Raw genomic sequence first — 21201 nt, forward strand, 5'->3', positions numbered from 1 at the left:
CACCTACATGGTAACGGAAGTCGGTCGAAAATACCAGCGAGGAGGATGTCATCATGGTATCGGTTCTGTTTGTATGCCTCGGCAACATTTGCCGGTCGCCGATGGCGGAGGCGATTTTCCGCGACAAGGTAAAACGGGCGAATCTGTCCGACGTGATCCGGATCGATTCGGCGGGTACGGCCGGCTGGCACGAAGGCAAGCCCCCGCACGAAGGAACCCGAAGCGTGCTCGACGCGCGCGGGATCGATTGGAAGGGGCAGCGGGCCCGGCAGGTTACGGCGGAGGATTTTGCCAAGCATCAATGGATTATTGCGATGGACGCATCCAACGCCGCAGATCTGGCCCGCATGTATAAAGGCGCAACCATCCGTCTCATGCTGGACTACCATCCCGAGAAGCGGGGCGCCGACGTTCCCGACCCGTATTACACGGGTAATTTCGAGGAAGTATATGAGCTGCTGGATACGGCTTGCGAGCAACTGCTCAGCGAGATTCGGCAGACGAATAACTTCTAACATGAAAATGAAGAAGAGAGGATGAACGATAAATGCGTTATGTTCGAATTACGTCGATTGACGATCCGTTGTTTCCCCTGATGCACGGTTTGATGAGCCGCGTGTTTCCGCCGGAAGAGGTGCTGGCTTACGATCTGTGGGCGGAACCGCTTCAAGACCCCGACATCTACGTCTATGTCGCGCTGGACGGGGAAGAGGTCGTCGGCGCGACCGAGTACCGTTATTACGCCGATCTGAACAGCGCCATGACCGATTTCACGATTATCGGCAAAGCGGGACTCGGCATCGGCAAATTTTTGTGGGACCGCCGTCTGGCGCATCTGCGCGAGCTGGCGCAGCAGGCCGGCAATAAGCTGGCGGGCGGATTCGCGGAGATCTACGACCCGTACAAGGCCGGACATCACGATTTCGGCCAGATCGGACCGATGAATCCGTTTGTTCGCCGGGAAGTGCTGTCGCACCTCGGTTACCGCAAACTGGACTTCGATTACGTGCACCCGTCGTGGGATTTGCAGGGCGGAGCGGTAGAGGGGCTCGATCTTTGCTACTGGAGCGAGGATGATTCCGTCGAATATTTGCCGTCGAGCCTGGTCGTTTCCTTTTTGAAAAAATACTACTCCGTCATGCCAGTGAAGCCGCAGCAATGGCTGACCATGGTGGAAGAGCTGGAGCGCAGGGAGAATATTCCGCTGCTGCCATTGTAATGTCCGGGACGGGCTATACCCGAACAAAAACCTTTATCGGTGCTATAAATATTCGTTTGTCCGAGTGGCAAGTTTTTAATATCCCACGGACAAGCCTTGTATGATATACTAATACCGTATCGTTGATAACCACGATCATTCGTGGTTATCTTGTTTTTCCTTTACTTCTTTCGACATTCGTGGTAAGTTTATTGACGCAGCTCTTTTTACGGAACATTTATTTTCGTCGATCCTTTTATTGAACCTGATCCTCATTTCCCATTCACATTTGACCATTTATCATTGACGTTTAACATTCATTTATAACATTAACTTTTAACGATTAACTATTGACTATTTATTATTCAATATTATTATTAACTATTAAACCATTAACGACTGAATTTATCATTTACTAACACTTACATTTTAACCACTTAATTTTTATTTATATGTATACCTCTATAACATTATCCTCTAACCCGTATTAAATCCCAATAATTGCCTATTACAACGTCTTTATTGCCGTTTTTTTCTTGCTGTCAGCATGATATCTTGCGACATAACAATCATTTACCATATTTATACAGTATTATCTTTTACAGGTTAAATCACCAAAACTGAACGATCCCGGCCTTAACCGCAGGATTCACGGGCATCAAGCACTCATTCCAGATTTAGAAAGGTTGCGGCTTATGAATCAGCAGATCCAAAAGCAAGGGCTGTACGATCCCCGCTTCGAGCGCGACGCTTGCGGGATCGGTTTTGTTGCACATTTGAAAGGGCAGCCTTCCCACGATATCGTGTCGGGCGCTTTGACCGTATTGTGCAACCTCGACCACCGCGGCGGTCAAGGCTGCGAAGAGAACACGGGGGACGGGGCGGGCATCCTCGTTCAAGTGCCCCATGACTTTTTGAAAGCGCAATGCGAAAAGGAAAATATTCTGCTTCCGGCCAAAGGCGAATACGGCGTCGGCATGGTCTTCCTGCCGATGGACGAAGGCGAGCGGGCAAAAGCCGAAGAAGCGATCAACCGCATCATCGCCGAAGAAGGCCAACAACTGCTCGGATGGCGCACGGTTCCGACCGACGATTCGACGCTGGGCGAATCCGCGAAAGCGAGCCAACCGTTCGTGAAGCAAGTCTTTATCGGCAAACAAGTGCAAGGGGACGAGCTCGCGTTCGAACGCAAGCTGTTCGTCATCCGCAAGCGGGCGGAGAACGCGGCGCGCGCGTTGGGACAGGGCGGCAAACCGTCGTTTTATTTCACCAGCATGTCCTCCCGCACGATCGTATACAAAGGCATGCTGACGCCGGAGCAGGTTCCGGGCTACTACCTCGATCTGCAGGACGAGACGTTCGTCAGCGCCATCGCGCTCGTTCACTCGCGCTTCAGCACGAACACGTTCCCGAGCTGGGAGCGCGCTCACCCGTACCGTTACATGATCCACAACGGCGAGATCAATACGCTGCGGGGCAATGTGAACTGGCTGCGCGCCCGCGAGGCGATGTGCCGTTCCGACGTGTTCGGCGACGACATTCAGAAGCTGTTCCCGCTGATGGACGAGGACGGCAGCGACTCGCAAATTTTCGACAACTGCCTGGAATTCCTCTACCTGAGCGGTCGTCCGCTCACTCACGCCATCATGATGATGGTGCCGGAGCCGTGGGCGAACCACCAAACGATGGACGACGAGAAAAAAGCGTTCTACGAATACCACGCCAGCCTGATGGAACCGTGGGACGGTCCGGCCGCGATCTCCTTCACTGACGGGACCATCATCGGGGCGACGCTCGACCGCAACGGTCTCCGTCCGGGCCGCTACTACATCACGAGCGACGACCGCATCATCCTGTCCTCCGAGGCGGGGGTGCTGCCGGTCGATCCGGCGAACGTCGTGCGCAAAGGACGGCTGCAGCCGGGTCAGATGCTCGTGGTCGATACGAAGCAAGGCCGCATTATCAGCGACGAAGAGGTCAAACGCTCGATCGTCCGCGAGAAGCCTTACCGCGCATGGCTGGACGATAACCTCGTGCCGCTCGAGAAGCTGCCGGATGCTCCCGAGGATTCGATCCCGGCGACCGACCGCCTGCTTGCGCGCCAGCGCGCGTTCGGCTACACGTACGAGGAATTGACGAAAGTGATCGAGCCGATGGCCAAAACGGGCGTCGAGCCGATCGCTTCGATGGGCGTGGACACGCCGCTGGCCGTGTTGTCGGAGCGTCCGCAACTGCTCTACAACTATTTCAAGCAATTGTTCGCGCAGGTCACGAACCCGCCGATCGACGCGATTCGCGAGGAGATCGTCACTTCGACGATTACGACGATCGGACCGGAAGGCAATCTGATTCAACCGGGGCCGGAGAACTGCCGCCAGATTCGTCTGGAGCAGCCGATCCTGAGCAACGCCGAGCTTGCGAAGCTGCGCTGCAATACGCAGTTCCGCGCCGTGACGCTGCCGATCCTGTTCCGGGCGGCCGAAGGGGAGAACGGACTGGAGCCGGCTCTCGACCGCCTGTTCGAGCAAGCCGATCAAGCGATCGAAGAAGGAGCGGAGCTGCTCATTTTGTCCGACCGCGACATGAGCGAGGAGATGGCGCCGATTCCGGCGCTGCTGGCGGTATCCGGCTTGCATCATCACCTGATCCGCAAAGGCACCCGCATGAAGGTCGGCATCGTCGTGGAGTCCGGCGAACCGCGCGAAGTGCATCATTTCGCGATGCTGCTCGGCTACGGGGCGGGCGCGATCAACCCGTACGTCGCGCTGGAGACGATCCGCGACATGATCGACACGGGTCTGATGACCGGCGTCGACTACAACAAAGCCGAGAAAAACTATCTGAAGTCCGTTACGAAAGGCGTCGTCAAAATCGCCTCCAAGATGGGCATCTCCACGATCCAGAGCTATCGCGGAGCGCAAATCTTCGAAGCGATCGGCATCCATCCGTCCGTCATCGACCGCTACTTTACGTGGACGCCTTCTCGGATCGGCGGAATCGGCTTGGACGTCATCGCCAAAGAAACGCTGATGCGCCACGAAAAAGCGTATGTCGATCTGACGACGCGCGATCAGGCGCTGGATGCCGGCGGCGACCACAACTGGCGCCAGGGCGGAGAAATTCACCTGCTGCATCCGGAGACGATCCATACGCTGCAGCAGTCGGCGCGCACCAATAACTATCAACTGTACAAAAAATTCGCGAAGCTGATCGACGACCAGTCGAGCCAGCATATTACGCTCCGCAGCTTGCTGAAGTTCAAAACGGACCGCAAGCCGGTGCCGATCGACGAAGTCGAGCCGATCGAATCGATTTTGCGCCGCTTCAAGACGGGCGCGATGTCGTTCGGTTCCATCAGCAAGGAAGCACACGAGAGCCTGGCGATCGCGATGAACCGAATCGGCGGCAAAAGCAACACGGGCGAGGGCGGCGAGCATCCGTCGCGCTTCACGCCGGACGAGAACGGCGATCTGCGCCGCAGCGCGATCAAGCAGGTCGCATCCGGCCGCTTCGGGGTCACCAGCCACTATCTGGTGAACGCCGACGAGATTCAGATCAAAATGGCGCAAGGCGCAAAACCGGGCGAAGGCGGACAACTGCCGGGCAAAAAAGTGTATCCGTGGGTCGCGGAAGTCCGCGGCACGACGGCCGGCGTCGGCCTGATCTCGCCGCCTCCGCACCATGACATTTATTCGATCGAGGACTTGGCGGAGCTGATCTACGATCTGAAGAACGCCAACCCGCGCGCGAGGATCAACGTCAAGCTCGTGTCCGAAGTCGGGGTCGGCACGATCGCCGCGGGCGTCGCCAAAGGCCGCGCCGACGTGATCCTGATCTCCGGTTACGACGGCGGCACGGGCGCGTCTCCGCGCACCAGCCTGAAGCACGCCGGTCTGCCGTGGGAGCTCGGACTTGCCGAGGCGCATCAGACGCTGCTTCTGAACAATCTCCGCGACCGCGTCGTGCTGGAGACGGACGGCAAGATGTTTACCGGCCGCGACGTCGTGGTGGCCGCCCTGCTGGGCGCCGAGGAATTCGGTTTCTCCACCGCGCCGCTCATCGTGCTCGGCTGCGTCATGATGCGCGTCTGCCAGTTGGATACGTGTCCGGTCGGCGTTGCGACGCAAAATCCGGAGCTGCGCAAGAAGTTCATGGGTGATCCGGAGCATGTCGTGAACTATATGAAATTTGTCGCGCAAGAGATTCGCGAATATATGGCGGAACTCGGATTCCGTACGATCGACGAGATGGTCGGCCGCACGGACGTGCTGGAGATCGACCGTCAGACCTCGCACTGGAAGATGAAGAACCTGGATTTGTCCGCGATCCTTCATCAACCGGAGGTGCCGTCCCATTGGGGCCGCTGCAGCCGCATCGAGCAGAACCACCGTCTGGACCAGACGCTGGACAGCCGCGAGCTGCTTCGCATCGCCGCTCCCGCGCTGGAGAAAGGCACCCGCGTTCACGCGATCTTGCCGATCCGGAACACGGACCGGACCGTCGGCACGATGGTCGGCAGCGAGCTGACGAAGCGCTACGGCAGCGAAGGCTTGCCGCATGACACGATCCGCTTCCACTTCAACGGATCGGCCGGCCAAAGCTTCGGCGCATTCGTGCCGCGCGGCATGACGCTGTCGCTCGAAGGCGATTCGAACGACTACTTCGGCAAAGGATTGTCCGGCGGCAAACTGATCGTGTTCCCGCCGTCGCAGTCGAAGTTCGTGCCGGAGGACAACATCATTATCGGCAACGTCGGTCTCTACGGGGCCAGCGCGGGAGAAGCGTACATCCGCGGACGCGCCGGCGAACGGTTCTGCGTCCGGAACAGCGGCGCCAAAGCCGTCGTCGAAGGCGTAGGCGACCACGGCTGCGAATATATGACGGGCGGACGCGTCGTCATTCTCGGGCCGACCGGCCGCAACTTCGCGGCGGGCATGTCCGGCGGCATCGCTTACGTGCTGGACGAGGACGGCGATTTCCGAAGCCGCGCGAACGGCGAGATGGTGCTGTTCGAAGCGCTGGAGGACGAATACGAGATCAACGAAGTCAAGCAGTTGATTCACAACCATATCACGTTCACGGGCAGCGAAAAAGCGCGCCACATCATTCATCACTGGGATGAATATGTGTTCAAGTTCGTCCGCGTCATTCCGAAGGATTACAAGCGGATGTTCGAAGCCATCGAACGGGCCAAACAAGAAGGATTGAGCCAGGAAGCCGCGATCATGCGCGCCTTCGAAGAAAATACCCGAGATCTTTCCCGTGTCAGCGGGAACTAAGAGGAGGCCAGAAGAGAGATGTCCACACCAACCGGATTCATGGAATACACCAGGCAGCTTCCGGCCGACCGGGACCCGCTGCAACGGATTAAAGACTGGGAAGAGTTTCATCAGCATCTCAGCGAGGAACAGCTTAAAATTCAGGGAGCCCGCTGCATGGACTGCGGCATCCCGTATTGCAACTCGGGCGTCATTTTGAACAACGCCACGTCGGGTTGTCCGATTCACAACCTGATTCCGGAATGGAACAACCTGGTTTACCGCAACCAGTGGGAAGAAGCGCTTCGCCGCCTGCACAAGACGAACAACTTCCCGGAATTCACCGGGCGGGTATGCCCGGCGCCCTGCGAAGGCGCCTGCACGGCAGGTCTCGTCGGCGAGCCTGTCGCGATCAAGACGATCGAGCAGGCGATCGTCGACAAAGGCTTCGAGGAAGGCTGGATCAAACCGGAACCGCCGAAGACCCGCACGGGCAAAAAAGTCGCGATCGTCGGTTCCGGCCCCGCCGGCCTTGCGGCGGCGGATCAACTGAACAAAGCCGGCCATACGGTGACCGTGTTCGAGCGGGCCGACCGCATCGGCGGACTGCTCACGTACGGCATTCCGGCCATGAAGCTGGATAAGAAGATCGTTCAGCGCCGCGTCGATCTGCTGGCCGCCGAAGGCATCACCTTCGTGACGAACACCGAGGTGGGCGTCAACTATCCGGCGGAGAAGCTGAAATCCGAATTCGACGCCGTCATTCTGGCCGGCGGAGCGACCAAGCCGCGTCCGCTGAACCTGGAAGGAGACCATCTGAAAGGCGTTCACTTCGCGATGGATTTCCTGACGCAAGCGACGAAGAGCCTGCTCGATTCGAATCTGCAGGACGGCAACTTCATCCCGGCGGAAGGCAAAAACGTCATCGTCATCGGCGGCGGCGACACCGGCACGGACTGCGTGGCGACGTCGATCCGTCTGGGCTGCAAAAGCGTGACGCAGTTCGTCATCTATCCGGAAGCGCCGCTGACGCGTCCGGCGAACAACCCGTGGCCGCAGTACCCGAACGTCTACCGGGTCGATTACGGCCACGAGGAAGCGAAAGCCCTGTTCGGCGCCGATCCGCGCGCGTATAAAATTTTGACGACGCGTATCGTCGGCGACGAGAACGGGCACGTCAAAGAAGTGCACACCGTCGAAGTCATCCGGACGAAAGACGAAAACGGCCGCGCGACCAACCAAGTGATCGAAGGCACCGAGAAAGTGTGGCCGGCGGACCTCGTGCTGATCGCGATGGGCTTCGAGGGACCCGAGAACCAACTGCTGAAGCAGCTTGGCGTCGAACAGGACGCGCGTTCGAACGTCAAAGCCGAATACGGCAAATACAAGACAAACGTCGAAGGCATCTTCGCCGCCGGCGACATGCGCCGCGGACAAAGCTTGGTCGTCTGGGCGATTAACGAAGGACGCGAAGCGGCCCGCGAAGTCGACCGCTACCTGATGGGCCGCACGCTGCTGCCCTGATCGCCGAATCATAACGTTCCGATTGCAAGAAACCGGGTATCCGCCCAGGCCGCGGCTATCCCGGTTTCTTATTTGTTGCGCCTTCTGTCGGCGCCCGGAACGCAACCTTTCGGCTGCCGGAGTCCGATTTTGGGTTAAACGGATTTTTCCGTTTTGTTCGTATTGCGTTCGCATCGGCAATCTGCTAATCTGGTGTCTGGGATTCGCGCGGAAGCGCGCGCCCGGAGAGGAGATTTATCACCCATGTCAACGAATCCTGCAGCATCATCCTTGTTTTCCAACCGGTTCGTGCAAGTGATCCTGTTGTCGAACGTCTTTCTGCAGATTGGCGTATGGATTCGGAATTTCGCCGTGCTGCTGTACGTGGTGGAGGTGACGAACGAGAACGTCATCGCCGTATCACTGATCTCGGTTGCGGAATTTGCGCCGATCTTCCTGTTTTCGTTTATCGGCGGCACGTTCGCCGACCGCTGGAAGCCCAAACGCACGATGGTCTGGTGCGATATTTTAAGCGCGGCTTCGATCTTCGCGGTCTTGGGCACGATGGTGTTTGGTTCCTGGAAAGCGATATTTTTCGCGATGCTCATCTCGGCCATTCTCTCGCAATTCTCGCAGCCGTCCGGCATGAAGCTGTTCAAGCAGCATGTGCCCGAGCCGCTGATTCAGGCCGGCATGTCGATGTACCAGACGATCTTCGCGATTTTCCTGATTCTCGGACCGATACTGGGCACGTTCATGTTCCAGCAAGCGGGCGTCACGATCTCCCTCGCCGTCGTAGGCGTCGCCTTCCTGCTGTCCGCCGCCGTGCTGACGCTGCTGCCGCCGGACCGGGAGGACCGGCAGGAAGCGAGAGCGACGTCGCTGTGGACGGACATGAAGGACGGCTTCCGCTACGTGTTCGCGCGCAAGACGCTTTCGACGCTGTCGGTCTGTTTCTTTGTGGCCGGCCTGGCGATCGGGCTGATTCAACCGCTGGGCGTATTCGTGGTGACGGAACGGCTGGGGCTGCCCAAGGAAAATCTGCAGTGGCTGCTCGTCAGCAGCGGCATCGCGATGCTGGCGGGCGGCGCGATGGCGATGGCGTTGTCCAAGAAGCTGCTGCCGCAGCAGATGTTGTTCGCCGGTCTGCTGATCGACGTCGCCGGAATCTGGCTGACCGGCTGGTCGACGGAGCTGTGGCTGACGATTGTGGGAAGCGTTATAAGCGGCTTGATCTATCCGCTGATTCAAGTCGGAATGAGCACGTTTATTTTGCAGCAGACGGAGTCCGACTTCGTGGGACGCGTGAACGGCATCATGACGCCGATGTTTATGGGCGCGATGGTTCTGATGATGTCGGCGGCGGGCATCGTCAAGGAGCATACGAGCTTGTATACCGTATACGTTCTTTCGGCCGCGCTTATGCTGATCGGCGCTATCGTGCTGCTGCCGATTTTGAAGGCCGCTCCGCATAAGCAAACGGCGTAACATCGCCGCGACTCAGCCTTTCCGCTCGGAAAGGCTGATTTTTTTTGCGCGAGGCCGGGGTTCGTTTGATTTTTTGCCGTCCGTGTACTACTCTTTGGGTATCCGTCCGGAGAGATCGGCAACCGATAGACGGGAAGGGAGTTATAACATGAGTCAACTTTCCATCGCGCAGTTGAAGCAATTCAAAAACGAAATTACCCGGTTTATGATGATGTACAAATTCGCGTTGGACGAGCTGGAGACAAAGGTTGAAATTTTACAGGAGGAATTTCATTTTCTCCATGATTATAATCCGATCGAACATACGAAATCGCGGTTGAAGACGCCGGAGAGCATCCTGAAAAAGCTGTACCGCAAAGGCATTCCCTTTTCCTTTGCGAGCATCCGGAGCCATATCAAGGACATCGCGGGCTTGCGCATCACGTGCTCGTTTATCTCCGACATCTACCGGATCAGCGAGATGCTGGTCAATCAAGGGGATTTGAAGCTGGTCGAGGTGAAAGATTACATTCAAAACCCGAAGCCCAACGGCTATCGGAGCCTTCACCTGATCGTGGAAGTTCCCGTGTTTATGTCCGACCGCAAGGAGAATGTCTGCGTCGAGGTGCAGATCCGGACGATCGCGATGGATTTCTGGGCGAGTCTGGAGCACAAAATTTATTACAAATACAATCAAGCGGTACCTGCAAGGCTGCTCGCCGAATTAAAGGAAGCGGCCGATTCGGCATCCGCGCTGGACATCAAGATGGAACGACTGCACAGGGAAATCGAAGAGATCAAGGAAGACCGCGCCGGCGAAAACGTGGAGGAGCTGCGGCAGTTGACTATTGACAACCAATCGTTTTCGCTGCCCCCGGCCCTGATCAATTTGCTGGACCAATAAACGTCCGCGCCGCCGGCATTCTCCGGAGCCGCAGCGCGGGAGGGGATTGGCCGGAACGGACCGGCTGAGCGAATCGCCCGGTTAAGGACCGGAGCCCGCCACCGTCAACCGGCGTGCTGCTCGCTGAAGTCGTGCATGTTGCCTCGGTACACCAATTGCAGATAAGGGGATTTCGAGAGGTCCTCCGGGGTCACCAGACAGGCCGGCTTGCCGACAAGCGGGAATCCGGCTTGCTCGAACACGGAAGCGACGAACTGGGAGCAGAAGTAAGCGTCCTTCGACTCGATCGGCTTATCGAACAAGACGCCGAACAAGCCAAGCAGATGATATTTGTATCGCTCCGGGCTCCTGCGCATCTCGTTGATCCGGCGGGCGATGCGCAGGTAGGCGTCCGTGCTCACGGTGCATTTGTATATGGCGCATTCTGCTTGGCGGAAGAAGGGATGCCGGATATTTTCCCGGACGAATCCGCCGAAGAACGGGTTCCGGACGTTTTTGCGTCCGAAGCTGTAAACTTCGTTCAGCCGGGGATCGAGCGCCAGCGAAGCGTGGTTAAGCGGCGCGCCCGTCACCTGTTTGATCAGCCGGGTGAACAAGGTGCCGGTATCGGTTAATACGATATACAATTCCTTCTCCGTTACCATGACCATCATCCTCGTATAAATGGGGATGTTATGATCATACGACGGAATGTTCCGGCTGTTAATCAACCGAAGTCGAATGGGAGCCTGGACGATAGACCGAGTCTTCGGCCGTTCTCCGGTCCGTGTCTCCTTCCGGTCATTCTTGCGTCTCCGTTGCTCTCTTGTCGATCGCTTCGGCCATCGTCTTGTCGGTGAGATGCGCGTAGATCTGGGTCGTCTCCGGGGACGCGTGGCCGAGCTGCTCTTGCGTCTTGTAAATATCGTTCTGCAAATAGTAGTCGGTGGCGAAGGAATGGCGCAGCTTATGGACGGAGAGGTACGGCTTGCCGAACCGTTTGGCGTATTTGAGGACCATTTCCTGAATCGCCCGCTTCGTCATGCGTTTGCCTTCTTTCTGTCCGTTCGGGATCGCCAGAAAGAGGGCTTTTTCTTTTTTGGGGGCGGCATATTCGGTTCGCCGGATCTCCAAATATCGGACAAGGTCCTCGACCGCATCCTGCCGGAAATAGACGGGGGTTTTAAACGTTTCGTCGTTTTTGCCCTTCCGGTATACGTACGCGAGCTTTTTTTTGAGATCGATATCGTCCTCGTTCAGATTGACGACCTCGGATACGCGCAGGCCCGAATTGAGAATCAGGCTGACGATGCAGGCGTCGCGGATTTTGTTTTTGGCGTGGGCGTGCAGCGCTTGCTTGTTGCCCGCCAGATCGTTGGCGTAACCTTCCTTGATGTACTGAATAAATTCTCGAATCTCCGATTCCTGCAGCAGCTTGCCTTCCAGCTTGGCCGCCGTATCCTTCGGCTTGTTGGTTCGCTTGATCGACACTTTGGCCATCACGTTGCGTTTAAGCAGCGGGTAAAAGTTCTCGTCTTCGGCAATCTGGCTGAGATAATGGAACAGCGACCGGAGGGAGGACAGCTTGCGCGTGACGGTCGTCCGGCTGTTGGCGTGGTCGCGCCGGGTCATGAGAAACATCCGGAAATTGTCGATGCTGTCCATATGCAGCCGTTCGAGATCGGACAGCGGAATGTCGCTGATCTTGCCGGCCTCCGTCAGTCCTTCCGCCAGCATCCATTTGAAGAACGTCTCGTAATCCCGGACGTACTCGAGCAGGGAGGAAGGGGACAAGTCCGGCAGCTTGTAGTTGATGAACTTTTCCACGTACCACGGCATGGTCGGAAGCTTTTTGTCGAGTTCCAGACGGTCTTTCGCTTTCAAAATGTTCATATCGTCTCGCCTTTTAGTTTACATAATCTTGTTACGGGAAATTTCATGGCAGCCGCCATGTATTAGTATTGTAGCAAACCGATAGGCGGGAAAGTAGAGTTTCGGTGAAAAATAAGGTACAATCATGCAGGGGAACTAGAGATGGGGTTCGTCTATAGGAGCGGGAGGAGGAGAGCAATGGATTTTTTGACGTTACTCAAGGCGATTATACTGGGGCTTGTCGAAGGGCTGACCGAGTTCGCTCCGGTCTCTTCGACCGGTCATATGATTATCGTCGATGACATGTGGCTGAAATCGGAGGAGTTTCTGACCAAATACGTGGCGAATACGTTTAAGATCGTCATCCAGTTGGGCTCGATTCTGGCGGTCGTCATCGTCTTTAAGGACCGCTTTGTTCAGTTGCTCGGTCTCGACAGGAAGAAGATTGCGGTCGTGCGCGGCTCGGCCGGACGGCTCAAGCTGGCGCACGTGATCGTCGGGCTGATTCCGGCGGGTGTCCTGGGACTGCTGTTCGACGATTATATCGACGAGCATCTGTTCTCGACGTCCACCGTGCTGATCGGTCTTGTGATCGGTGCGCTTCTGATGATTGCGGCGGACCGGTTCGCGCCGAAGAAGCCCCTCGTCGAATCGGTGGATCAGATCACGTACCGCCATGCGTTAGCCGTCGGCCTTATTCAATGCTTGTCGTTGTGGCCCGGGTTTTCCCGTTCCGGCTCGACGATCTCCGGAGGCGTCCTGCTCGGCATGAGCCACCGCGCGGCGGCCGACTTTACCTTTATTATGGCGGTCCCGATCATGGCGGGGGCGAGCGGCATTTCGCTGCTGAAAAACCTGGAATATTTCACGCTTGACGCTTTGCCGTTTTTTATCGTCGGATTTATCAGCGCTTTTGTGTTCGCTTTGATCTCGATCAAGTTTTTTCTGAAGCTGATCAACCGGATCAAGCTGGTGCCGTTTGCGATTTACCGTCTGGTGCTGGCCGCCATTGTTTATCTGGTTTATTTTTAATGTGGTTAATTAATAAAGTCTGCGATGTCGCAGGCTTTTTTTGTTGGGCGGGCCGCTTCCCGGGGGCGACGGCGGTATCGGCCAGGCATTGCGGCGATCGATAACCTATTCCTTCTGGCCGCGGCCGGACTCGGCATGGTCGGAGCTTTGCTTGCGGGCGCGGAAGCGGCGCACTTTCATCAGGTTTCCGCACAGCTTGTCGTCGCAGAACCGCTTGGAACGATTGCGGGTACTGTCGATAAAGACCCACCGGCAGTGCGGATTGTCGCAGATGCGAATCCGTCCATCATCCCCCTCCGCCAGCGTAAGGGCAAAGGAAGCGGCAATGTCCGCCATCGCATGGACCCAGTCTTGCCGGAGCGGCACGAGTTCCAGCCGGTATTTCCCATCCGTCCGGACAAGCTGCCGGGTGACCGGCGACCTTGCCATCGCCTGGTTTAATTGCTGCAGATCGTCCGGGTGAAGGAGAAAACCCGCGACAACGTTTTCGGCCATACGGCCCAACAAGGTTCTCAGTTTCTTTAACGCGTCGAGCTCCTCCGGCTGAAGCGGAAGCGGCGCATTCAGATTCCAGGTTGCCGTAAATCTCTCAAGCCAAGCGGGCTTTTCCAGGCGGTCTTCGGAACGGCCGCTGCCGCGCCAGTCGTGCCACATGCTGTTCAGAAAGTCGGTCCAGAGCAAATCCAAAATGTTTTCCCTCCAAAAATAGGTTGCGGCCGTGGCGGTTAGCGTGATATCATCTGCTTGTAACTATCATAATACAATTAGGTTGTTACATATTCGGTGTAACCTACGAGATATTGTAACACCCGTACGCCATTTATGCGAATGACCTAGTCGGGAGGGATCGAAGATGAAGCGCAGTCGGATCGACCTGTTGCTTTTGCAGAGGGATCACAGTTGGGAGAAAGAAGAGTGGTTTCCGCCACTGTCTGTTGCACTCGAAGGGGTTTCGGCGAGGGAGGCTTCCTGGAAGCCTCCCGGCGGCGGCAATACGATCCGGCAGATCGTCCGTCATATCAATTATTATAATGAACGGCTTCTGGATCGTCTTGCCGGCAAATCCCCCAAGTATGACAACTCCAACGACGCAACCTTCGGGGAACCGGGAGAGGATGAAGACGAATCCGGCTGGCGCGCGACGCTGGAGCAGACCCGTCGGATTGCGGAAGAACTGCGCAAGGCTATGGCGGCTCTCAGCGATGACGATCTGGACAACACGTTGTCCTCGGCCACGATTGGCGAGCAGTTGGCGCTTTGGATGACGCACGACGCGTATCACACCGGACAAATTGTGCTGATCCGCAAACAGCAGGGAACGTGGCCCGCAAACAGAGCTTAGGCCAACGGACCATGACGAATTTCTCGGCAGGGGAGAAGGGGAAAACGATGAGAACCGGGCTTTGGCGCAACCGGGACTTTATGAAATTATGGGTGGGCGAAACCGTATCGTTATTCGGTTCGCAATTTACGCAATTGGCCTTGCCGCTAACCGCGGTCCTGTTCCTGCAGGCAACGCCGTTGCAAATGGGCATTCTCGGCGCGTGCGGGTTTGCGCCCTTTATTCTCCTCTCCTTATTCGCCGGGGTGTGGATTGACCGCAGCAAACGCCGGCCCATCCTGATCGCCGCCAATTTGGGAAAAGCAGGTTTGCTGATTCTCATACCGGTTCTGCATCTTTTGAATCTTCTGAGAATCGAACTGCTGTACGCAATCGGCTTTTTGGACGGCGCGCTTTCCGTTTTCTTTCAATTGGCTTATCAATCGTATCTTCCTTCCCTAGTGAATAAAGAAGATTTGCTGGAAGGAAACAGCAAATTGCAGGCGAGCGCTTCCGTCGCCCAAGTGGGGGGCCTCGGGATCGCGGGCGTCTTGATCAATCTGTTCACGGCGCCGATCGTGTTGATGATCGATGCGGCCACTTATCTCTTCTCCTCCGTCAGCCTGATGCTGATCCAAAAAGCAGAACCGTCGCCAAGCCCAAGTTCAACGAGAAAAAACATAGGGCACGATATAAAGGAAGGGTTTCAGACGGTCATTCGAAACCCTTACCTGAGATCCATTGCCGGGGAAGCGGCGACCTTTAATTTTTTCAGCCAAATGATATCGACGCTTTTGATCCTTTATTGGAGCACGGAACTCGGCATCGGAAAAGTGATGATCGGTCTTTTTATGACAGCGCTCAGCATCGGCTCTTTGCTGGGTTCGCTCATGGCCGGGGCCGCGGCTCGAAAGCTGGGTCTTGGAAATGCGATCGTTTTTTCAATGGCGGCGGCCTGCCTGACTCCGCTTCTGTTTCCCGCCGTTTCCGGCCCTTCGCCTTTATACGTTTCTTTATTGATCGCCGCATTATTGCTGAACGGATTGGGCGTAAGCATGTCCAACATTCATGGCGTCAGCCTGAGACAGACCGTCACTCCTGAGAGATTATTGGGGCGGATGAACGCCAGCTACCGTTTTTTCGTGTCGGGCGTTATACCCGTCGGAGCATTTTTGGGAGGCGTGTTGGGGGATTGGATCGGAATAAGGCCCACGTTGTTTCTTGCCGCGACGGGACTGTTGGGGGCTTTGTTGATTATTGTTGTCTCGCCGATTCCCGGGCTTCGGCAACTTCCCATCATGCCGGCGCAACAGCAGCCTGATTCGGGCGCCCGCGTATAAGCGACGGCTTGTGCGGCAGAACGGCGCGCAAACGGCGGCCGGCAAAGCCTCCGAAACAGCTTGCGATCATGGGGGTTAACCGGCCGCATTCATTAATCCGATTGATTTTTAATGCAGTTAATTATATGGTTTCGGGCTCGAACGGACACGGAATGTTTTCGCCGTTCCGATCAAGTTTACATAATAAAATTACCGTAACTTAAAAAATCGGCAATCCTTGTAACATTCCATATTCTTCAAACGTCTAGTTATCCGGAACCCTATAATCGGAAAGGTTGGAGAGCCATGAACAAATGGATCGGCGGCTTCGTTCTGGGGGCGGTGGTCTCCGGAGCCGTAACCGTATCGGCCAGCGATTCCATTCAAGCCGTTTTGTTTCCCGCAAAATACAAAATCAACGGCGTCACGCGGGAGTTGCCCGAAGGATATTCGACCGTAAATGTAAACGGCCATGCGTACGTGCCCATCCGGTACGTCGCGGAGAGCCTCGGCGCGGTGGTGGCTTACGACGAGGACTCCTCGACGATCGTCGTGGACGACGGCTTCAATGTCACGCATATGACGAGCGGCATTCGGGCGGGACACCTGCAAGCGGCCAAAGAGGGCGGGGAGACCGTGGTAACCGGCCAACTGTACATCGGGCAGGAGCACTGGGAGGCTATGGCCTCTGCGCGAAATGCGATTGCGCCGGGTACGGAAGTGGCGGCTCAAGGGGAAATTCGTTTCTATAACGACCAGGGCCGCTATATCGGCAAAGCGTCGTTCAAGGACGTGCCGTTTGTTTCCGGCGGCGACCAGATTCGGGAATTCAAGGCGGTCGCCGACCGGGACGTATCCGGATATGCGTTTGCATCGCTAACCGGCGTCAGTCCGGTTCCGCATCCGTTGCCCGTACCGCCGGATACGCCGATCAGCGACTCGACCCGCAGCTTGTCCGTCGGCACATTCCGCTTGTTGGAACAGGATGGCTTCACCAAAGTGAAGGGATGGATCAGCCTGAACAAACCGGACGGGCATTACCGTTACGAAGCGACGTTGACGTTCTACGACGAAGTCGGCAATGTCCTGGGCACAGCCGACATCGAGGGGAGCGACTACGGCAGCGATGAGCATTATACCGCTTCCACATTTGAAACCGTAGGCAAAGGGGATCTCACCGGATACAAATCCGTAACCGTCGAGGTTCGTTCCCTGGAGAAAGCCGGCGATACGGAAGCTTTTGAGTAGGATGGACCGATCCGTGCCGGAAGGTGCGGATTTTTTTAGCCGGTCCTGCCGCAAAAAAAGGTTCGCATCCCGGCATCGGTTTTTGCCGATTAATCGAAAGTCGATCACGGTCGGAAAAATGTCCATTTCCTTCTTTGCTCCGCCGCTGTAGTAAAATGGGGACGAGTACAACGGTTTAGTTCGAAAGGAGAATGCGCAATGGCAGGATGGGATTCACTGGCCGCTCTGGTGCGGATAGAGGTTAAACAGCGGGAAGAAGAAGGCTGCGACGTGACGGGCTTCGACCGGAAGGTGGAGGAGGCGGGAGACGACGAGGCGAGGCTGCTCCAGGTATACCAAGAGTTGGCCGAGCTTCCGGTCCGGGCGGAATTTCCCTACTCGGAACCGTCGGACCTGACGGACATCCGGGCCCAACGCCCCGACGGCCCGCGACGGCTTGCGTCGGAATGGACCGATGACATGTGGCGGGACAAATTTTACGGAGCGTGGCTCGGACGGGCGGTCGGGTGTGCGCTTGGAAAACCTCTGGAAAACTTGCCGTTTATGCTGGGAATGGACGGACGGCCCGGCTGGCTGAACGTGAAACTGTGGTTCGAAGGCGCCGACGCCTGGCCGATCGGCGGCTATGTGCCGAACGAATCGCGGGCGCGGCAGACGTACGGGATGGAACTGGCCCCCTGGGGAGCCGAAAGCGTTCGCGAACGAATCCGCTATATGGAAACCGACGACGACATCCGCTATACGGTGCTGGGTCTGGAGATGCTGGAGCGGAAAGGACTGGATTGGGACACCTGGGATGTCGGCAAGCTGTGGCATGAGAAGCTTACCTACCGCCAGGTGTGCACGGCCGAGACGCAGGCGTATTTGAATTTCGCCCGGATCACTTCCCACTCGAAGGGCGGGCGTCCGGAGAACGTCCGGGAAAAGCTGGACTGGGTCCGCACCTATCTGAACCCGTACCGGGAATGGATCGGCGCGCAAATCCGCGTCGACGCATACGCCTACGGCGCGGCCGGCCATCCCGAACTGGCGGCCGAACTGGCTCATCGCGACGCGTCGCTCTCGCATGTCAAGAACGGCATCTACGGCGCGATGTTCGTGGCGGCGATGATCGCGGCGGCCTTTGTCGAACGGGATGCGAACCGGATCGTCGACATCGGACTGAGCGAGATTCCCGCCAACTGCCGATTGGCGCACGACGTCCGCAAGGGGGTCGAAATCGCCCGGTCGACGGACGACCAGGTCGAGTTGGTGCGCCGCCTCTGGGACACGTTCAGCCATTACCATTACGTGCACACCAACAACAATGCCGCCCTGGTCGCCGCGTCGCTTGTGTTCGCGGACGGCGATTTCGAGAAAGGAATCGCGACGGCCGTGCTCGGCGGGTGGGATACTGACTGCAACGGAGCGACCGTCGGTTCCATTCTCGGAGCACAGATCGGCGCCGCCAAGCTGCCGCGAAAGTGGACCGAACCGCTGCAGGATACGCTGTATGCGGAAATCCCCGGGTATCATCCGATCGCGATCTCGGAGTGCGCGCGCCGAAGCTACGAGGTATTCAAGAAGCTGCAAAGCCGATAGCCGGAATACGAGCGTAGACGCGACGAAATGTTGCGAAGGACTCAAAGCGAACCGAAGCGAATACAGGCAGGGAGGCCATAACGGGCGCGAGCCGGGGGGTCTCCGTGCAAGACCGAGAGCAGCCGCAAGGCGCTCTCTCTTTTTTTGCGAACCCATTTTTTAACTTGGGGGCTTTTGGAATCCGCTAACACCCGCTATAATAGATATAGAATTTTCAATTTTAGATCTAAAACTTTAACACGGTAAAGCGAATTAGGGCTTGCAATCCTGTGGGAGGAAGACAGAACTTGGAGATCCTGAACTACAAGACGGAGACGCTGGTGGAAGTGGCCTATCGGGCAATCAAAAAGGATATTACCGAGAGAATACTCGTTCCGGGACAGAAAATAGTCGTCAGGGAATTGCATGAACGGTACGGAATCAGCGAAACGCCGATCAAGCAGGCGTTAAATCGGCTCGTTACCGAAGGATTGGTCGAGAGCTTTCCCCGCAGGGGCATGTGCGTCAGAAAAGTGAAATGGCAGGAAATTGAGGAATTGATGGATATCCGGTGCATGTTCGAAACCTACTACATCGACCGGGTCATGGAGACATTCAAAAACAATGCGGAGATCCGGGAGAAGTTCCTGGAGAATTTGACGGAACATAAACGCATCATCGAAAATATCCGGGATCTGAACGATTATTTTCAAAATTACTATTTGGACCAGGAGTTCCATCAGCTATTCGTCAAATGCTCGGGAAATCATCGCATGTTGCAAATCTACAACAACTTGGGGACCCACGTGTACGCCCACTACGTATACGGCCGTCAGCCGAGAGAAGGGATGATCCAGGGCGTCAAGGAGCACGAAGCCATCTATCATGCTTTGACGGCGCAGGACGAAGCGGAGCTCCGCAGGTGTATCGAAGTGCATATCGCTAACGCGAAAAAAAATGTGTATGAGATGCTCCAACACGATCAGGACCGTTAAGCCGGTCCGGCCCGCGGCTTCTTGGTGTTCGACCGGCTGCGGACGATAGGGCGAAAAGAGGTGTGCACGTTGCTCATTCTCATATTGGAGGCGTCGACGGCGTCGGCCAAAGCCATGCTTTACAAGAGCGGCGAAGGCGCAGTTGATCTGTTGTTGAACAACTATTCCGCCGAAGCGGGCGATACCCTTACGTACGACGCCGATAAAATCATGGAAGAAACGCTGCGGACCGGCAAGCGGCTGTTGGAGCGGAACGGAATCGGGCGCGTGGACATGGTGGCCGCCTGCAGCATATGGAGTCACAGTCTGGTGCTTCTGGACAAAAACAAAAGCCCCGTGTCCCGTCTAAGCACATGGGCCGACACCAGCGCGTCCGTCACCACGGACAAATACAGGAAGGATACGGAGCTCTTCACTTCGCTGTACAAGCGCACCGGATGTCCGATCCATGTTTCCTACACGATCTGGAAATATATTCACGAAAAAGAGAACGGAGGATCGGGACGGGCAGCCTTTATCGCGTCCATGCCGGAATATCTCTTTTTGAAACTGACCGGCGAATTTGCCGCATCTATAAGCACCGCTTCGGCCAGCGGATTTCTGAATCTTCATACGCTTCGGTGGGATGAGGAAGCATTGCGGCTGGCCGGGGTCGACGGCAGCATGCTGCCGAACCTGGTGGAGTCGGAATATACGGCTCCTTTGTCGGGAGAAGCGGCGGCGATGCTGGGGCTGGCGGAAGGCACGCCGGTCCTCGTAACGGGAGCCGACGGGTGCATGAACCAGGTGGCGGCGGGCGCCTTCGCAGATCAGATCATGAGCCTTTCCGTTGGAACCAGCGCGGCCATGCGCATCTCCACGGAAAAACCGGTGCTTGCCGATTATCCTTCCACCTGGTGTTACGTAGGGGTGGAGAACATGTGGATCGCCGGTAGCGCCATCGCCGGCGCGGGCAACAGCATCGATTGGATGGGCAAAAAAATTCTCGGTTTTCATCGCGGCATCAGCCTGCAAGATTTGGACCGGGGAGCGGAGCGGTCGCTTATGAAAGGGGAGGCGCCGATCTTTCTTCCCTTTCTGGCCGGCGAGCGTTGTCCGGGCTGGGACGATACGAAACGAGCCATGTTGTTCGAGATGAGGATCGACCACGATCTGTATGACCTGTATTACTCGGCTTTGGAGGGAGTGCTGTTCAATCTGAAACAGTGTTACGAGATTACCCTGCCGATTGTGGGACAGCCGCCGAAATGGATCAGCATATCGGGGGGAATCGAGAAATCGCCGTTCTGGCTTCGAATGGCCGCTTCGATATTCGGGCTGCCGGTTCACACGGACGGCCTGCTGCACGCGTCGCTGGTGGGAACCGCCTACATGGGTCTCAAAGCGGCAGGCGAAATCGCTTCCGTCAAGGACATCAAGCCGACGTTCAACAGCCGCTACGAGCCGGATGCGAGCAAACGGGCGTATTATGAACGGCGTTATGCCAGGTATTTGAAATATTACGCGCAACATTCCGCCGGAATTTGACGGGAGGCCGATTCAGGA

16 protein-coding genes are annotated in these 21201 nt (G+C 56.6%); 13 read left to right on the forward strand and 3 right to left on the reverse strand.

Features of this window, described 5'->3' with window-relative positions; genetic code table 11:
- Positions 1–53: 53 nt before the first annotated feature.
- The 6 genes from FE781_RS08370 (at position 54) to FE781_RS08395 (ending at position 10330) form a co-directional block, all read left to right on the forward strand.
- Entirely contained in the window at positions 54–515 is a 462-nt protein-coding gene (locus FE781_RS08370; protein WP_138789158.1) for a low molecular weight protein-tyrosine-phosphatase, read from the forward strand.
- 32 nt (positions 516–547) lie between these two features.
- Entirely contained in the window at positions 548–1219 is a 672-nt protein-coding gene (locus FE781_RS08375) for a GNAT family N-acetyltransferase (protein ID WP_138789159.1), read from the forward strand.
- A 674-nt stretch (positions 1220–1893) separates the two neighbouring features.
- A complete protein-coding gene (gltB, locus tag FE781_RS08380) occupies positions 1894–6477 on the forward strand; it encodes a glutamate synthase large subunit (RefSeq protein WP_138789160.1) in 4584 nt (1527 codons plus the stop codon).
- Between the two features lie 18 nt (positions 6478–6495).
- Positions 6496–7980, forward strand: coding sequence for a glutamate synthase subunit beta (locus FE781_RS08385; RefSeq protein WP_138789161.1), 1485 nt, complete (start codon positions 6496–6498; stop codon positions 7978–7980).
- Positions 7981–8223: 243 nt separating this feature from the next.
- A complete protein-coding gene (locus FE781_RS08390) occupies positions 8224–9447 on the forward strand; it encodes an MFS transporter (RefSeq protein ID WP_138789162.1) in 1224 nt (407 codons plus the stop codon).
- A gap of 148 nt (positions 9448–9595) precedes the next feature.
- Positions 9596–10330, forward strand: coding sequence for a GTP pyrophosphokinase (locus FE781_RS08395; protein WP_138789163.1), 735 nt, complete (start codon positions 9596–9598; stop codon positions 10328–10330).
- Positions 10331–10434: 104 nt separating this feature from the next.
- Here FE781_RS08395 and FE781_RS08400 read toward each other — a convergent pair whose 3' ends face one another.
- Entirely contained in the window at positions 10435–10974 is a 540-nt protein-coding gene (locus tag FE781_RS08400; protein WP_138789164.1) for a C40 family peptidase, read from the reverse strand.
- Positions 10975–11110: 136 nt separating this feature from the next.
- Positions 11111–12202, reverse strand: a complete 1092-nt coding sequence (gene xerS / locus FE781_RS08405) for a tyrosine recombinase XerS (protein WP_138789165.1) — start codon at positions 12200–12202, stop codon at positions 11111–11113.
- A gap of 177 nt (positions 12203–12379) precedes the next feature.
- Here xerS and FE781_RS08410 point away from each other — a divergent pair, with 177 nt between their 5' ends.
- Positions 12380–13213 (forward strand): undecaprenyl-diphosphate phosphatase, encoded by an 834-nt coding sequence (locus FE781_RS08410; RefSeq protein WP_138789166.1) that lies wholly within the window; start codon positions 12380–12382, stop codon positions 13211–13213.
- A gap of 105 nt (positions 13214–13318) precedes the next feature.
- Here FE781_RS08410 and FE781_RS08415 read toward each other — a convergent pair whose 3' ends face one another.
- The gene (locus FE781_RS08415; protein WP_342774293.1) at positions 13319–13900 is read right to left on the reverse strand and encodes a CGNR zinc finger domain-containing protein; all 582 of its coding nucleotides are present in this window, start codon (positions 13898–13900) and stop codon (positions 13319–13321) included.
- Positions 13901–14066: 166 nt separating this feature from the next.
- On the opposite strand from FE781_RS08415, the gene FE781_RS08420 reads away from it, so the two are divergent.
- The 6 genes from FE781_RS08420 (at position 14067) to FE781_RS08445 (ending at position 21183) form a co-directional block, all read left to right on the forward strand.
- Positions 14067–14555, forward strand: a complete 489-nt coding sequence (locus tag FE781_RS08420; protein ID WP_138789167.1) for a DinB family protein — start codon at positions 14067–14069, stop codon at positions 14553–14555.
- 47 nt (positions 14556–14602) lie between these two features.
- Positions 14603–15874: an MFS transporter gene (locus FE781_RS08425; RefSeq protein WP_170209466.1), complete on the forward strand. Its 1272-nt coding sequence runs from the start codon at positions 14603–14605 to the stop codon at positions 15872–15874.
- Positions 15875–16159: 285 nt separating this feature from the next.
- The gene (locus tag FE781_RS08430; RefSeq protein ID WP_138789169.1) at positions 16160–17101 is read left to right on the forward strand and encodes a stalk domain-containing protein; all 942 of its coding nucleotides are present in this window, start codon (positions 16160–16162) and stop codon (positions 17099–17101) included.
- Positions 17102–17299: 198 nt separating this feature from the next.
- Entirely contained in the window at positions 17300–18682 is a 1383-nt protein-coding gene (locus FE781_RS08435; RefSeq protein WP_138789170.1) for an ADP-ribosylglycohydrolase family protein, read from the forward strand.
- Between the two features lie 287 nt (positions 18683–18969).
- Positions 18970–19656, forward strand: coding sequence for a GntR family transcriptional regulator (locus FE781_RS08440; RefSeq protein ID WP_138789171.1), 687 nt, complete (start codon positions 18970–18972; stop codon positions 19654–19656).
- Positions 19657–19725: 69 nt separating this feature from the next.
- A complete protein-coding gene (locus tag FE781_RS08445; RefSeq protein ID WP_138789172.1) occupies positions 19726–21183 on the forward strand; it encodes a gluconokinase in 1458 nt (485 codons plus the stop codon).
- Positions 21184–21201: the final 18 nt, after the last annotated feature.

Source organism: Paenibacillus thermoaerophilus (genome assembly GCF_005938195.1).
Lineage (GTDB): Bacteria > Bacillota > Bacilli > Paenibacillales > Reconciliibacillaceae > Paenibacillus_W > Paenibacillus_W thermoaerophilus.

Bases quoted from the DNA above. Each gene is read 5' to 3' on its own strand.
- FE781_RS08385 (WP_138789161.1), top strand. From the start codon at position 6,496: ATGTCCACACCAACCGGATTCATGGAATACACCAGGCAGCTTCCGGCC.
- xerS (WP_138789165.1), bottom strand. From the start codon at position 12,202: ATGAACATTTTGAAAGCGAAAGACCGTCTGGAACTCGACAAAAAGCTT.
- FE781_RS08390 (WP_138789162.1), top strand. From the start codon at position 8,224: ATGTCAACGAATCCTGCAGCATCATCCTTGTTTTCCAACCGGTTCGTG.
- FE781_RS08420 (WP_138789167.1), top strand. From the start codon at position 14,067: ATGAAGCGCAGTCGGATCGACCTGTTGCTTTTGCAGAGGGATCACAGT.
- FE781_RS08410 (WP_138789166.1), top strand. From the start codon at position 12,380: ATGGATTTTTTGACGTTACTCAAGGCGATTATACTGGGGCTTGTCGAA.
- FE781_RS08435 (WP_138789170.1), top strand. From the start codon at position 17,300: ATGGCAGGATGGGATTCACTGGCCGCTCTGGTGCGGATAGAGGTTAAA.
- FE781_RS08375 (WP_138789159.1), top strand. From the start codon at position 548: ATGCGTTATGTTCGAATTACGTCGATTGACGATCCGTTGTTTCCCCTG.
- gltB (WP_138789160.1), top strand. From the start codon at position 1,894: ATGAATCAGCAGATCCAAAAGCAAGGGCTGTACGATCCCCGCTTCGAG.
- FE781_RS08425 (WP_170209466.1), top strand. From the start codon at position 14,603: ATGAGAACCGGGCTTTGGCGCAACCGGGACTTTATGAAATTATGGGTG.
- FE781_RS08430 (WP_138789169.1), top strand. From the start codon at position 16,160: ATGAACAAATGGATCGGCGGCTTCGTTCTGGGGGCGGTGGTCTCCGGA.
- FE781_RS08400 (WP_138789164.1), bottom strand. From the start codon at position 10,974: ATGGTAACGGAGAAGGAATTGTATATCGTATTAACCGATACCGGCACC.
- FE781_RS08370 (WP_138789158.1), top strand. From the start codon at position 54: ATGGTATCGGTTCTGTTTGTATGCCTCGGCAACATTTGCCGGTCGCCG.
- FE781_RS08395 (WP_138789163.1), top strand. From the start codon at position 9,596: ATGAGTCAACTTTCCATCGCGCAGTTGAAGCAATTCAAAAACGAAATT.